Annotated in this window: 13 protein-coding genes; all 13 read left to right on the forward strand. The window is 71.6% G+C overall.

Annotated elements, in window-relative coordinates; translation table 11 throughout:
* Nucleotides 1-6 precede the first annotated feature (6 nt).
* The 13 genes from ABZ135_RS10435 to ABZ135_RS10495 all read left to right on the forward strand — a co-directional run bounded on the left by ABZ135_RS10435 (nucleotide 7) and on the right by ABZ135_RS10495 (nucleotide 12,795).
* Complete coding sequence (locus tag ABZ135_RS10435; RefSeq protein WP_356693905.1) at nucleotides 7-1,671, forward strand: acyl-CoA dehydrogenase family protein; 1,665 nt, start codon at nucleotides 7-9, stop codon at nucleotides 1,669-1,671.
* Between the two features lie 294 nt (nucleotides 1,672-1,965).
* Nucleotides 1,966-3,270: a GAF domain-containing protein gene (locus ABZ135_RS10440; protein WP_356693907.1), complete on the forward strand. Its 1,305-nt coding sequence runs from the start codon at nucleotides 1,966-1,968 to the stop codon at nucleotides 3,268-3,270.
* 123 nt (nucleotides 3,271-3,393) lie between these two features.
* Entirely contained in the window at nucleotides 3,394-3,963 is a 570-nt protein-coding gene (locus ABZ135_RS10445; protein WP_356693909.1) for a GNAT family N-acetyltransferase, read from the forward strand.
* A 166-nt stretch (nucleotides 3,964-4,129) separates the two neighbouring features.
* A complete protein-coding gene (locus tag ABZ135_RS10450) occupies nucleotides 4,130-4,213 on the forward strand; it encodes a putative leader peptide (RefSeq protein ID WP_352077884.1) in 84 nt (27 codons plus the stop codon).
* Nucleotides 4,214-4,339: 126 nt separating this feature from the next.
* Nucleotides 4,340-6,037: a nitrite/sulfite reductase gene (locus ABZ135_RS10455; protein ID WP_356693911.1), complete on the forward strand. Its 1,698-nt coding sequence runs from the start codon at nucleotides 4,340-4,342 to the stop codon at nucleotides 6,035-6,037.
* The gene (locus tag ABZ135_RS10460; protein ID WP_356693912.1) at nucleotides 6,034-6,213 is read left to right on the forward strand and encodes a hypothetical protein; all 180 of its coding nucleotides are present in this window, start codon (nucleotides 6,034-6,036) and stop codon (nucleotides 6,211-6,213) included. Before ABZ135_RS10455 ends, ABZ135_RS10460 begins: the two co-directional genes overlap by 4 nt.
* Nucleotides 6,210-6,917, forward strand: coding sequence for a phosphoadenylyl-sulfate reductase (locus ABZ135_RS10465; RefSeq protein WP_356693914.1), 708 nt, complete (start codon nucleotides 6,210-6,212; stop codon nucleotides 6,915-6,917). Before ABZ135_RS10460 ends, ABZ135_RS10465 begins: the two co-directional genes overlap by 4 nt.
* A complete protein-coding gene (cysC, locus tag ABZ135_RS10470) occupies nucleotides 6,917-7,483 on the forward strand; it encodes an adenylyl-sulfate kinase (protein WP_356693916.1) in 567 nt (188 codons plus the stop codon). The genes ABZ135_RS10465 and cysC overlap by 1 nt, the downstream gene beginning before the upstream one ends.
* A complete protein-coding gene (cysD, locus tag ABZ135_RS10475; protein ID WP_356693918.1) occupies nucleotides 7,480-8,415 on the forward strand; it encodes a sulfate adenylyltransferase subunit CysD in 936 nt (311 codons plus the stop codon). The genes cysC and cysD overlap by 4 nt, the downstream gene beginning before the upstream one ends.
* A complete protein-coding gene (locus ABZ135_RS10480; protein ID WP_356693920.1) occupies nucleotides 8,415-9,776 on the forward strand; it encodes a GTP-binding protein in 1,362 nt (453 codons plus the stop codon). The genes cysD and ABZ135_RS10480 overlap by 1 nt, the downstream gene beginning before the upstream one ends.
* 192 nt (nucleotides 9,777-9,968) lie before the next feature.
* Nucleotides 9,969-11,078, forward strand: a complete 1,110-nt coding sequence (locus ABZ135_RS10485) for an aliphatic sulfonate ABC transporter substrate-binding protein (RefSeq protein WP_356693922.1) — start codon at nucleotides 9,969-9,971, stop codon at nucleotides 11,076-11,078.
* 36 nt (nucleotides 11,079-11,114) lie between these two features.
* On the forward strand, nucleotides 11,115-11,912 hold the full coding sequence (locus ABZ135_RS10490) for an ABC transporter ATP-binding protein (protein ID WP_356693924.1): 798 nt from the start codon (nucleotides 11,115-11,117) through the stop codon (nucleotides 11,910-11,912).
* On the forward strand, nucleotides 11,899-12,795 hold the full coding sequence (locus tag ABZ135_RS10495) for an ABC transporter permease (RefSeq protein WP_356693926.1): 897 nt from the start codon (nucleotides 11,899-11,901) through the stop codon (nucleotides 12,793-12,795). The genes ABZ135_RS10490 and ABZ135_RS10495 overlap by 14 nt, the downstream gene beginning before the upstream one ends.
* Nucleotides 12,796-12,799 lie beyond the last annotated feature (4 nt).

Raw genomic sequence — 12,799 nt, forward strand, 5'->3', positions numbered from 1 at the left:
ATCGGCATGGCAGCCGGCACCCACACCGTGACCAACCAGGCTCCGCCCCTGGTGGCATACGACATGTACGCGTCCGACCGGGCCCTCGCGGAGGCCGTGGAGCGGCATCTGCCGCCGGACGTGTACGCGGAAGCGATCGAGCACCTGACGTCCTTCGGGGTGTCGGCGGGCTCGGCCCAGGCGCAGGGGTGGGGGACGCTCGCGAACGCGTGTCCGCCGCGGCTGCGGACGCACGACCGGTACGGCAACCGGATCGACGAGGTGGACTTCCATCCGTCCTGGCACCGGCTGCTCGGCCGGGCCGTGACGGCGGGTCTGTCGGGCGGGGCGTGGGGCCGTCCGGGTGGACATGTGTGGCGGGCGGCGGGTTTCGTCCTGGCGACGCAGGTGGAGGCGGGGCACCTGTGTCCGCTGTCGATGACGCACGCGGCGGTGCCGGCGCTGCGGGCCGAGCCGGAGCTCGCCGAGGCGTGGGAGCCGCTGCTGGCCTCGCGGGTGTACGAGCAGGGGTTGCGGCCGCCGCTGGAGAAGGCGGGGGTGCTGCTCGGGATGGGCATGACGGAGAAACAGGGCGGCAGTGACGTACGGGCGATCACGACCCGGGCGGAGCCGCTGGCGGCCGACGGGGAGTACGTGCTCACCGGGCACAAGTGGTTCTGTTCGGCGCCGATGTCGGACGGTTTCCTGGTCCTCGCGCAGGCGCCGGCGGGGCTGAGCTGCTTCCTGGTGCCGCGGGTGCTGCCGGACGGGTCGCGGAACCCGTTCGCGATCCAGCGGCTCAAGGACAAGCTGGGCAACCGGTCGAACGCCTCCGCGGAGGTGGAGTTCGACGGGACGACGTGGGCGCGCCGGGTCGGCGAGGAGGGGCGGGGGGTGCGCACCATCATGGGGATGGTGGCGGCGACCCGGCTCGACTGTGTGCTGGGGTCGGCAGGTCTGATGCGGCAGGCGGTGGCGCAGGCCGTGCACCACGCCTCGTATCGCCGGGCGTTCGGCGGGCCGCTCGTCGACAAGCCGCTGATGCGGAACGTGCTGGCGGATCTGGCGCTCGAGTCGGAGGCGGCGACGGTGCTCGGGCTGCGGCTCGCGGCGGCGTACGACGCGGCCGGAGCCGGGGGTCCGGAGGCGGAGGCCGAGCGGGCGCTGCTGCGGGTGGCGGTGCCGGTGGCGAAGTACTGGGTGACGAAGCGGTGTACTCCGGTGGTGGTGGAGGCGCTCGAGTGCCTCGGTGGGAACGGGTACGTGGAGGAGTCGGGGATGCCCCGGCTGCTGCGGGAGTCGCCGCTGAACTCGATCTGGGAGGGGTCGGGGAATGTGCAGGCGCTGGACGTGCTGCGGGTGCTGCGGCGGGAGCCGGTGGCGCTGAACGCGTTCCTGGAGGAGGTGGGGCGGGCGCGCGGGGCGGATCACCGGCTCGACCGGGCGATCCGGGATCTGCTGGCCGAACTGGCCGATCTGGAGGGGATCGAGGCGCGGGCGCGGCGGCTCGTGGAGCGGATGGCGCGGGTGTTGCAGGGGGCGCTGCTGGTGCGGTGGGCGCCGCCGGAGGTCGCGGACGCGTTCTGCGCCTCGCGGCTGGGCGGGGACTGGGGGGCGTCGTTCGGGACGCTGCCGCACACCCTGGACCTGGGGGCGGTGGTGGCGCGGGCGCGGCCGGCGACCGGGGACTGAACGCGCGTTCGGGGGGACCGTCGCGGGGGTGATGTGCCGCGCGCGCCAGGGGTGGACTGGGGGGTCGGCACGCGCGGGAAAGCCGAGGGTGGTGCTGCGCCGACACGGCACCACCCTCCGCTTCCCCTCCACCCTCGGGTACGGGGGCCGGGCTTGCCAGAGTTGCAAAGGGTTGCAGGATTACCCGAAGCACCCCGCGCGGGGCACGGAGAGCGGCACGATGGGCGCCGGGACTCGCACAGTGCAGAACCGATACAGCACCGATACAGCACCGCGGGTGGCTGGGAGGGACCGATGAACAACACTCAGCTCGACCTGAACCGGCTGGCCGCCATGGATTCCGCCCAGGCGACCCGGCTGCTGCACAAGGTCCGCGAGGCGACCCTGGCCGGCCGGACGCCGCCGGTGGCGCCGCGCCCGGTGATCGACGCGTCCTGGCGGCGGATGTTCCGGCTGGGCCTGAAGCCGGACCAGGGCACGAGCAGTGTGCTGCTGCGGCGCGACGAGCTGGAGGAGCGGCGCCGGACGACGGCGATCGGCGAGGTGATGCGGACGCTCAGCGCGGGTCTCGCGGGGATCGCCGACGCCTCCATGCAGATCATGGTCGTGACGGACGAGCAGGGCCGGGTGCTGTGGCGCGAGGGCAATCTGTCGGTGCTGCGCCAGGCGCACGGGATCTGTCTGGAGGAGGGCGCGGCCTGGAGCGAGCACGACACGGGGACGAACGCGGTGGGCACGGCGCTCGCCATGGGCAGGGCCGTGCAGGTGCACTCGGCCGAGCACTACGTCCACCAACTGCACAACTGGACCTGTGCGGCGGCTCCGGTCCACGACCCGCGTGATCAGCGGCTGCTGGGCATCGTGGACGTGAGCGGTCCGGCGTCCAGCTTCCATCCTGCGACGCTGGCGCTGGTGGCGTCGGTGGCGCAGTTGGCGGAGGCGGAGATGCGGCAGCGGCATCTGCGGTCGATCGAGCGGCTGCGGTCGGTGGCCGCGCCGATCCTGTGCCGGGTGGGCGGCCGGGCCGTGGCGGTGGACACGCACGGCTGGACGGCGGCGGTCACGGGGATGGCGCCGGTGGACCGGCTCGCGCTGCCGAAGTCGTTCCGGGCGGGGCGGACGTGGCTGCCGTCTTTGGGGATGTGCGCGGTGGAGCCGTTGCCGGGCGGCTGGCTGCTGCGGGTCGAGGAGGGGACCGGGCAGGGCGGCGCCGGCGCGGGGGCGGCGAGCCGGGTGGTGCTGGATCTGAGCCGGCCGCGCCGGGGGACGGTGGCGGTGTCGGGGGCGGCGGGCAGTTGGTCGCAGGAGCTCAGCCCGCGCCACGCCGAGCTGCTCTATCTGCTCGCGCTGCATCCGGAGGGGCGGACGGCGGCGGAGCTGGCCGAGGACGTGTTCGGGGACCGGACCCGGACGGTGACGGTACGGGCGGAGATGTCGCGGGTGCGGCGCAATCTGGCCGGGGTCCTGGCCCACCGCCCGTACCGCTTCAGCGAGGAGGTGGACGTCGAGGTCCTCACCCCGCCCCGCCCGGCGGACCTCCTCCCCCACTCGACGGCTCCCGCGGTGCGGGCGGCCCGGGACGGGCTCGGCGGGGGCTGAGCCCGTCCCGGGCCGCCCGGGCGGCGGCACTCGCACACCGGACAGGCTGTCCGCCATGCGGACAGCATTCCGCCAGGACCGAACACGGTGGGAATCCGGCGCTCCGCATGATGCGATGAGCCCATGAGCATCACTCTCACCACCTGGTCCCTGGAACAGACCTCCCCGTCCGACCTGCGCCCGGTGCCCGCGCCGGAGGGCCGGGACCTGCGGATCATGCGGGCCGAGGTGCCGTCGGCGGAGTTCAGCCGCTTCCTCTATACCGCGGTCGGTGGCGACATCCGCTGGACCGACCGGCTGTCGCTGACCTACGCGCAGTGGCGGGAGATCGTGGAGCGGCCGGGCGCCGAGATCTGGGTCGCGTACGAGAAGGGGACGCCGGCCGGGTACGTGGAGCTGGAGGCGCAGCCCGACGGCGTGGTGGAGATCGTCTACTTCGGCCTGATCCCGGCCTTCCGGGGCCGCGGCATCGGCGGCCACGTCCTGTCGTACGGGGTGGAGCGGGCTTGGGACCTGGCGGAGCGCTGGCCGGACCGGGAGCCCACGAAGCGGGTGTGGCTGCACACCTGCTCGCTCGACGGCGAGCACGCGATGGCCAACTACGAGCGCCGCGGCTTCCGCCTCTTCGACACCAAGGTGGAGCAGGCCGAGGAGGCCGAGAATCCCGGGCCGTGGCCGGGCGCGTACGCCTGAGCGGTCTCGGGCGCTCGCACACCCTCGGCCGCGAAGCCGCCACAGGGGCCCCGAACGGGGCCCCTTTCGCGTGACCCACACCACAGCATCTCGCGGAACGAGACAGCTATGTCCAAATCCTGGACGAAGCTGGACTGGGTCCAAAGTCCCGTGACACGCTTCCGTCATGTCTGGAACTGGAATTGCCTTGGTGAGTCGGCGGCACGTCGACCTAGGCCGCATGTCCAGCGCCATGTGTTCGGCGCGCTGAGAGAACCAGCACCGCCGCACATCTCTTCAGAAGTCCTGTCCCTGCGCACCGTCGCGCCACCCTCCGTACCGAGCGCGAGTGTGCAGGTCAGAGCCGCCCTCCCGCAGTCCCGAAGGACATATCGCCATGGCCGCCACCCCGGAAAACCCCACTCCCGCCGCCGCCCGCCGCAAGGCCGGGCGCCACCGTGGCGAGGGTCAGTGGGCCGCGGGGCACTTCACCCCGCTGAACGGCAATGAGCAGTTCAAGAAGGACGACGACGGTCTCAATGTGCGGACACGTATTGAGACGATCTACTCCAAGCGCGGATTCGACTCGATCGACCCCAACGACCTGCGCGGACGCATGCGCTGGTGGGGCCTCTACACCCAGCGCAAGGAAGGTCTCGACGGCACCAAGACCGGTGTCCTGGAGCCGGAGGAGCTGGACGCCGAGTACTTCATGCTCCGCGTCCGCATCGACGGCGGCCGGCTGACCACCGAGCAGTTGCGGGTCATCGGCGAGATCTCCCAGGAGTTCGCGCGCGGCACCGCCGACATCACCGACCGGCAGAACGTCCAGTACCACTGGATCCGCATCGAGGACGTCCCGGAGATCTGGAACCGCCTGGAGGCGGTCGGCCTGTCCACCACCGAGGCGTGCGGCGACACCCCGCGTGTCATCCTCGGCTCGCCGGTCGCCGGCATCGCCGAGGACGAGATCATCGACGGCACGCCCGCCATCGACGAGATCCACCGGCGGATCGTCGGCAATAAGGACTTCTCCAACCTGCCCCGCAAGTTCAAGTCCGCGGTCTCCGGCTCGCCGCAGCTCGACGTGGCCCACGAGATCAACGACATCGCCTTCGTCGGCGTGAACCACCCGGAGCACGGTCCCGGCTTCGACGTCTGGGTCGGCGGCGGTCTGTCCACCAACCCCAAGCTGGGCGTCCGGCTCGGCACCTGGGTCTCCCTGGACGAGGTCCCCGACGTCTACGTGGGCGTCATCTCCATCTTCCGCGACTACGGCTACCGCCGGCTGCGCAACCGCGCCCGCCTGAAGTTCCTGGTCGCCGACTGGGGCGCCGAGAAGTTCCGCCAGGTCCTGGAGGACGAGTACCTGAAGCGCAGGCTGACAAACGGCCCCGCCCCCGAGCAGCCGGCCGGCCAGTGGCGCGACCACATGGGCGTGCACCGGCAGAAGGACGGCCGCTTCTACATCGGCTTCGCCCCGCGCGTCGGCCGGGTCGACGGCACCACGCTGACCAAGATCGCCGACCTGGCCGAGCAGCACGGCTCCGGCCGGCTGCGGACCACCGCCGACCAGAAGATGATCCTGCTGGACGTCGAGGAGGCCCAGGTCGACTCGGCGGTCGCCGCCCTGGAGGCGCTCGACCTGCGGGTGAACCCGACGCCGTTCCGGCGCGGCACCATGGCCTGCACCGGCATCGAGTTCTGCAAGCTCGCCATCGTCGAGACCAAGGCCCGCGGCGCCTCGCTGATCGACGAACTGGAGCGCCGCATCCCGGAGTTCGACGAGCCGATCACCATCAACATCAACGGTTGCCCGAACGCCTGCGCCCGCATCCAGGTCGCCGACATCGGCCTCAAGGGCCAGCTCGTCCTGGACGACGACGGCAACCGGGTCGAGGGCTACCAGGTCCACCTGGGCGGCGCGCTGGGCCTCGAGGCCGGCTTCGGCCGCAAGGTCCGCGGCCTGAAGGTCACCTCGGCCGAGCTCCCGGACTACGTCGAGCGGGTCCTCAAGCGCTTCCAGGCGGAGCGCGAGGACGGCGAGCGCTTCGCCACCTGGGCGGCGCGCGCCTCGGAGGAGGCCCTCTCATGAGTGAGCGTTCCGCGCCGTTCTACTGCCCGTACTGCGGGGACGAGGACCTGCGTCCGAACGAGCAGGGCCATGGCGCATGGGAATGCGCCGCGTGCAGCCGAGCCTTCCAGTTGAAGTTCCTGGGGCTGCTCGCCCCGGGAACTTCGGTCAAGGCAACTGGAGGGGAAGAGACATGACGGTCACTCAGGAAACGACCGCGGCCGACCTGAAGGCACTCGCCGAGCAGGCCGGCCGCGAGCTGGAGGACGCCTCCGCGCTGGAGATCCTCCAGTGGGCGGCCGCCACCTTCGGCAAGGAGTTCTGCGTCACGTCCTCCATGGAGGACGCGGTCGTCGCCCATCTCGCCTCCCGGGCGATGCCCGGCGTGGACGTGGTCTTCCTGGACACCGGCTACCACTTCCCCGAGACCATCGGCACCCGTGACGCCGTCGACGCCGTCATGGACGTCAACGTCATCACCCTGACCCCGCGTCAGACGGTGGCCGAGCAGGACGCCGCGTACGGGGCGAAGCTCTTCGAGCGCGACCCCGACCTGTGCTGCGCGCTGCGCAAGGTCAAGCCGCTGGAGGAGGGCCTGACCCGCTACCGCGCGTGGGCCACCGGACTGCGCCGCGACGAGTCCCCGACCCGGGCGAACACCCCGGTCGTCGGCTGGGACGAGAAGCGGCGGAAGGTGAAGATCTCCCCCATCGCCCGCTGGACCCAGGACGACGTGGACGCCTACGTCCTGGAGCACGGCGTGCTCACCAACCCGCTCCTCATGGACGGTTACGCCTCCGTCGGCTGCGCCCCCTGCACCCGCCGGGTCCTCGAGGGCGAGGACGCGCGGGCCGGCCGCTGGGCCGGGCGGGCGAAGACGGAATGCGGGCTGCACGGCTGATGACCACCCTCGACACTTCCCAGGAGAACGACGTGACCGGTGCCACCATCTGGCTCACGGGCCTGCCGAGCGCCGGCAAGACCACGATCGCGTACGAGCTGGCCGGCCGGCTGCGCGCGGAGGGCCACCGCACCGAGGTCCTCGACGGCGACGAGATCCGCGAGTTCCTCTCCGCGGGCCTCGGCTTCAGCCGCGAGGACCGGCACACCAACGTGCAGCGGATCGGCTTCGTCGCCGAGCTGCTCGCCTCGCACGGGGTGAAGGTCCTGGTCCCGGTCATCGCGCCGTACGCCGACAGCCGCGACGCGGTCCGCAAGCGCCACGAGGCCGAGGGCACCCCGTACGTCGAGGTGCACGTGGCCACACCGGTGGAGGTGTGCTCGGTCCGTGACGTCAAGGGCCTCTACGCCAAGCAGGCCGCGGGCGAGATCAGCGGGCTCACCGGCGTCGACGACCCGTACGAGGCACCCGAGACGCCCGATCTGCGGATCGAGTCCCAGAACCAGACCGTGCAGGAGTCCGCGGCGCAGCTCCACGCGCTGCTCACCGAGAGGGGCCTGGCATGACGACCGTCGCCCACGTTCACGACACGACGGACAGCCCGTTCGCGCTGACGCACCTCGACTCCCTGGAGTCCGAGGCCGTCCACATCTTCCGTGAGGTGGCGGGCGAGTTCGAGCGGCCGGTGATCCTGTTCTCCGGCGGCAAGGACTCCATCGTCATGCTGCACCTGGCGCTGAAGGCGTTCGCGCCGGCGCCGGTCCCGTTCACGCTGCTGCACGTCGACACCGGGCACAACTTCCCCGAGGTCATCGAGTACCGCGACCGCGTGGTCGCCGAGCACGGGCTGCGGCTGCACGTCGCCTCCGTGCAGGAGTACATCGACGCCGGCAAGCTGCGCGAGCGGCCGGACGGCACCCGTAACCCGCTGCAGACGGTCCCGCTGACCGAGGCCATCCAGCAGCACCGCTTCGACGCGGTCTTCGGCGGCGGCCGCCGTGACGAGGAGAAGGCCCGCGCCAAGGAGCGGGTGTTCAGCCTCCGCGACGAGTTCTCGCAGTGGGACCCGCGCCGCCAGCGGCCGGAGCTGTGGCAGCTCTACAACGGCCGGCACGCCCCCGGTGAGCACGTGCGGGTGTTCCCGCTGTCGAACTGGACGGAGCTGGACGTGTGGCAGTACATCCAGCGGGAGAAGATCGCGCTTCCGGAGATCTACTTCGCGCACGAGCGCGAGGTGTTCGCCCGCAACGGCATGTGGCTGACGGCCGGTGCGTGGGGCGGCCCGAAGGACACCGAGACCGTCGAGCGGCGGATGATCCGCTACCGCACGGTCGGTGACATGTCCTGCACGGGCGCGGTGGACTCCGACGCCACCACGCTGGAGGCCGTGATCGCCGAGATCGCCGCGTCCCGGCTCACCGAGCGGGGCGCCACCCGGGCGGACGACAAGCTGTCCGAGGCCGCGATGGAAGACCGCAAGCGCGAGGGGTACTTCTAATGAGCACGTCCACCGAACAGCCCACCACGGGCCCCGCGGAGCTGGCGGCGACGACCCTGCTGCGTTTCGCGACCGCCGGATCCGTCGACGACGGCAAGTCCACGCTGGTGGGCCGGCTGCTGCACGACTCCAAGTCGGTGCTCGCCGACCAGCTCGAGGCCGTCGAGCACGCCTCGCGTTCCCGGGGCCAGGAGGCGCCGGACCTGGCGCTGCTGACCGACGGCCTGCGGGCCGAGCGGGAGCAGGGCATCACCATCGACGTGGCCTACCGCTACTTCGCGACCCCGCGGCGCCGGTTCATCCTGGCCGACACCCCCGGGCACGTGCAGTACACCCGGAACATGGTGACCGGCGCGTCCACCGCGGAGCTCGCGGTGGTGCTGGTCGACGCCCGCAACGGGGTGGTCGAGCAGACCCGCCGGCACGCCGCCGTCGCCGCGCTGCTGCGCGTCCCGCACGTGGTCCTCGCGGTGAACAAGATGGACCTGGTCGACTACCGGGAGTCCGTCTTCGCCGCGATCGCCGAGGAGTTCACGACGTACGCCTCCGAGCTCGGCGTCCCGGAGATCACCGCGATCCCGATCTCCGCGCTCGCCGGCGACAACGTCGTGGAGCCGTCCGCGAACATGGACTGGTACGGCGGACCGACGGTCCTGGAGCACCTGGAGACCGTGCCGGTCAGCCACGACCTGACGGCCTGCCACGCCCGCTTCCCGGTGCAGTACGTGATCCGCCCGCAGACCGCCGAGCACCCCGACTACCGGGGTTACGCGGGTCAGATCGCGGCCGGTGCCTTCCGGGTCGGCGAGCAGATCACCGTGCTGCCCTCGGGCCGGACCTCCACGATCACCGCGATCGACGCGCTGGGCGAGTCCGTGGACATCGCCTGGGCGCCGCAGTCGGTCACCATCCGGCTCGCCGACGACATCGACATCTCGCGCGGCGACCTGCTCGCCCCGAGCGGCGACGCCCCGGCCACCAGCCAGGACGTCGAGGCGACCGTCTGCCACGTCGCGGACCAGCCGCTGACCGTCGGGCAGCGGGTGCTGCTCAAGCACACCACCCGTACGGTCAAGGCGATCGTGAAGGAGATCCCGTCCCGGCTGACCCTGGACGACCTCTCCCAGCACCCGGAGCCGGGGCAGCTCGTCGCCAACGACATCGGCCGGGTCAAGGTCCGTACCGCCGAGCCGCTCGCGCTCGACGCGTACGCCGACTCCCGCCGTACCGGCTCCTTCCTCCTCATCGACCCCGCGGACGGCACCACGCTGGCCGCCGGCATGGCGGGCGAGTCCTTCGCCACCGCCAAGGCCGCGGCCGGGACCGAGGTCGCGGACGACGAGGAGGGGTGGGACTTCTAGATGGAGCAGGACTTCTACGCCACCTTCGCCAAGGAGGGCGGCCGCGTGGGCTCCGGAGCGCTCGGCGCCGGCCGGGGAGGTGTCGCGCGATGTGCGTGCTGACCTCCGTGCGCCGCTCCGGCGGCGCGACGCCGCTCCACCCGCAACGCCGAAGACTCCGACGAACACGCTGAATCGAGGGGAAGACCTCCCGTGCCTGCCATCACCCGTACCACCCTGCGCCGCGGCCTCGCCGCCGCCGCCGCTCTGCCCCTGCTGATCGGGGCGCTCGCCTCCTGCGGCTACGGCTCCCAGGCCAAGAACGACGAGAAGAAGGTGGCGGCCGAGGGCGAGAAGCTCTCCGCGGACACCGTACGGATCGGGTACTTCCCCAACCTCACCCACGCCACGGCCCTGGTCGGCGACCAGGAGGGCATCCTCCAGAAGGAGCTCGGCGGCACCCGGCTCGACACCACGACCTTCAACGCGGGTCCCTCGGAGATCGAGGCGCTGAACGCCGGCTCGATCGACATCGGTTTCATCGGCCCCTCGCCGGCCATCAACGGCTTCACCAAGTCCAAGGGCACCAACCTGCGGATCATCGGCGGCTCGGCCTCCGGCGGCGTGAAGCTCGTGGTGAACCCGGACCGGATCAAGACCCTCGACGACGTCAAGGGCAAGCGGATCGCCACCCCCCAGCTCGGCAACACGCAGGACGTGGCCTTCCTCAACTGGATCGCGGAGAAGGGCTGGAAGGTCGACGCCCAGAGCGGCAAGGGCGACGTCTCCGTGCTCCGCACCGACAACAAGATCACCCCCGACGCCTACACGTCCGGCTCGATCGACGGCGCCTGGGTCCCGGAGCCGACCGCGTCCAAGCTGGTCAGCGAGGGCGCGAAGGTGCTCCTGGACGAGTCCGACCTGTGGCCGGACAAGAAGTTCGTCATCACCAACATCATCGTGTCGCAGAAGTTCCTCAAGGCGCATCCCGATGTCGTCGAGGCGGTCCTGCGCGGCTCGGTGAAGACCAACGCCTGGATCAACGCCCACCCGGAGCAGGCGAAGGCCGCCGCCAACGCCAAGCTGAAGGAGCTCACCGGCAAGGCGCTCGGCGCCAAGGTGATCGACAACGCCTGGCCGTCGATCCGGTTCACCGACGACCCGCTGGCCGCCACGCTCCGGGCGCAGGCCGACCACGCGGTGCAGTCCGGTCTGCTCAAGCAGCCCGACCTGAACGGCATCTACGACCTGAAGCCGCTCAACAAGGTCCTCAAGGCCGCGGGCCGGCCCGAGGTCTCCGACGCCGGCCTCGGCGCGAAGTAAACCCCGTCCGCAGCTCATCCCCAGGAGGTGACGACCATGGCCACGACCACAACGCTCGCCAAGGCCGAGGACCGCGTCGGCGCGGCCGGTCACGCCGCGCGCATCGAGCACGTCTCGAAGTCCTTCGGCGGCCCCGCCGGCGGCCAGCTCGTCCTCGACGACATCTCGCTCGATGTCGCCCCGGGCGAGTTCGTCACCCTCCTGGGTGCCTCGGGCTGCGGAAAGTCCACCCTGCTCAACCTGGTCGCCGGGCTCGACCGGCCGTCCGCGGGGTCCATCGACACCCCCGGCGGCCGGCCGGCCCTGATGTTCCAGGAGCACGCCCTCTTCCCGTGGCTGACGGCGGGCAAGAACATCGAGCTCGCCCTGAAGCTGCGCGGGGTGCCGAAGGCGGAGCGCCGCCCGGAGGCCGAGCGGCTGCTCGAACTCGTGCGCCTGAGCGGCTCGTACGGCAAGCGGGTGCACGAGCTGTCCGGCGGCATGCGGCAGCGCGTGGCGCTCGCCCGGGCGCTCGCCCAGGACAGCGACCTGCTGCTCATGGACGAGCCGTTCGCGGCGCTCGACGCGATCACCCGGGACGTGCTGCACGACGAGCTCACCCGGATCTGGCGCGAGACGCGGCTGTCGGTGCTGTTCGTCACCCACAACGTGCGCGAGGCCGTGCGCCTGGCCGAACGTGTCGTCCTCCTGTCGTCCCGGCCGGGCCGTATCGCCCGGGAGTGGACCATCGACATCCCGCAGCCGCGCCGCATCGAGGACGCCGCCGTGGCGGAGCTGTCCGTCGAGATCACCGAACAACTGCGTGGGGAGATCCGCCGCCATGGCCAGCACTGAGACGACGACCACCGCCGCCGTCAAGGCCGACGACCTCGCCGGCCTGGAGGCCGGACTCGACGCCCTCGACAGCGTGCAGATCCGCCGGACGCCGCTGCGCGAGGTCCTGCTGAAGAAGGTCCTGCCGCCGGTCCTCGCCGTCGTGCTGGTCCTCGCGGTGTGGCAGCTCCTGGTGACCCTCGAGGTCGCCGACGAGGGCAAGCTGCCGTCGCCGGGCGCGGTGTGGGACAGCCTGACCACCATGTGGCTGGAGGGCACGCTCTTCGGCGTGCTGTGGACCAGCGTGTCCCGGGCCCTGCTGGGCTTCCTGATGGCGCTGGCGATCGGCACGCCGCTGGGTCTGCTGGTGGCCCGGGTGGCCGTGGTGCGGACGGCGATCGGCCCGATCCTGTCGGGTCTGCAGTCGCTGCCGTCGGTGGCCTGGGTGGCGCCGGCCGTGCTGTGGCTGGGCCTCAACGACAGCATGATGTTCGCGGTGATCCTGCTGGGTGCGGTGCCGTCGATCGCCAACGGCCTGGTGGCGGGCGTGGACCAGGTGCCGCCGCTGTTCCTGCGGGCCGGCCGGACGCTCGGCGCGACCGGGCTGCGGGGCGCCTGGCACATCGTCATGCCGGCGGCGCTGCCCGGCTATCTGGCGGGTCTGAAGCAGGGCTGGGCGTTCTCGTGGCGTTCGCTGATGGCGGCGGAGATCATCGCGTCCTCGCCCGACCTCGGCCTCGGCCTCGGCCAGTTGCTGGAGAACGGCCGCAACAACTTCGACATGCCGGGGATCTTCCTCGCCATCTTCCTGATCCTGCTGGTCGGCATCGCGATCGACCTGCTGATCTTCAGCCCGCTGGAGCGCGCGGTGCTGCGCCGCCGCGGTCTGCTGGTGAAGGTCTGAGCAC

It is taken from the genome of Streptomyces sp. NPDC006339 (assembly GCF_040612775.1).
Classification (GTDB): Bacteria; Actinomycetota; Actinomycetes; order Streptomycetales; family Streptomycetaceae; genus Streptomyces.

Coding starts and splice junctions, on each gene's coding strand:
- ABZ135_RS10495 (WP_356693926.1), top strand. CDS start 11,899: ATGGCCAGCACTGAGACGACGACCACCGCCGCCGTCAAGGCCGACGAC.
- ABZ135_RS10435 (WP_356693905.1), top strand. CDS start 7: ATGGCAGCCGGCACCCACACCGTGACCAACCAGGCTCCGCCCCTGGTG.
- ABZ135_RS10460 (WP_356693912.1), top strand. CDS start 6,034: ATGAGTGAGCGTTCCGCGCCGTTCTACTGCCCGTACTGCGGGGACGAG.
- ABZ135_RS10440 (WP_356693907.1), top strand. CDS start 1,966: ATGAACAACACTCAGCTCGACCTGAACCGGCTGGCCGCCATGGATTCC.
- ABZ135_RS10480 (WP_356693920.1), top strand. CDS start 8,415: ATGAGCACGTCCACCGAACAGCCCACCACGGGCCCCGCGGAGCTGGCG.
- cysD (WP_356693918.1), top strand. CDS start 7,480: ATGACGACCGTCGCCCACGTTCACGACACGACGGACAGCCCGTTCGCG.
- cysC (WP_356693916.1), top strand. CDS start 6,917: ATGACCACCCTCGACACTTCCCAGGAGAACGACGTGACCGGTGCCACC.
- ABZ135_RS10445 (WP_356693909.1), top strand. CDS start 3,394: ATGAGCATCACTCTCACCACCTGGTCCCTGGAACAGACCTCCCCGTCC.
- ABZ135_RS10465 (WP_356693914.1), top strand. CDS start 6,210: ATGACGGTCACTCAGGAAACGACCGCGGCCGACCTGAAGGCACTCGCC.
- ABZ135_RS10450 (WP_352077884.1), top strand. CDS start 4,130: ATGTCTGGAACTGGAATTGCCTTGGTGAGTCGGCGGCACGTCGACCTA.
- ABZ135_RS10490 (WP_356693924.1), top strand. CDS start 11,115: ATGGCCACGACCACAACGCTCGCCAAGGCCGAGGACCGCGTCGGCGCG.
- ABZ135_RS10455 (WP_356693911.1), top strand. CDS start 4,340: ATGGCCGCCACCCCGGAAAACCCCACTCCCGCCGCCGCCCGCCGCAAG.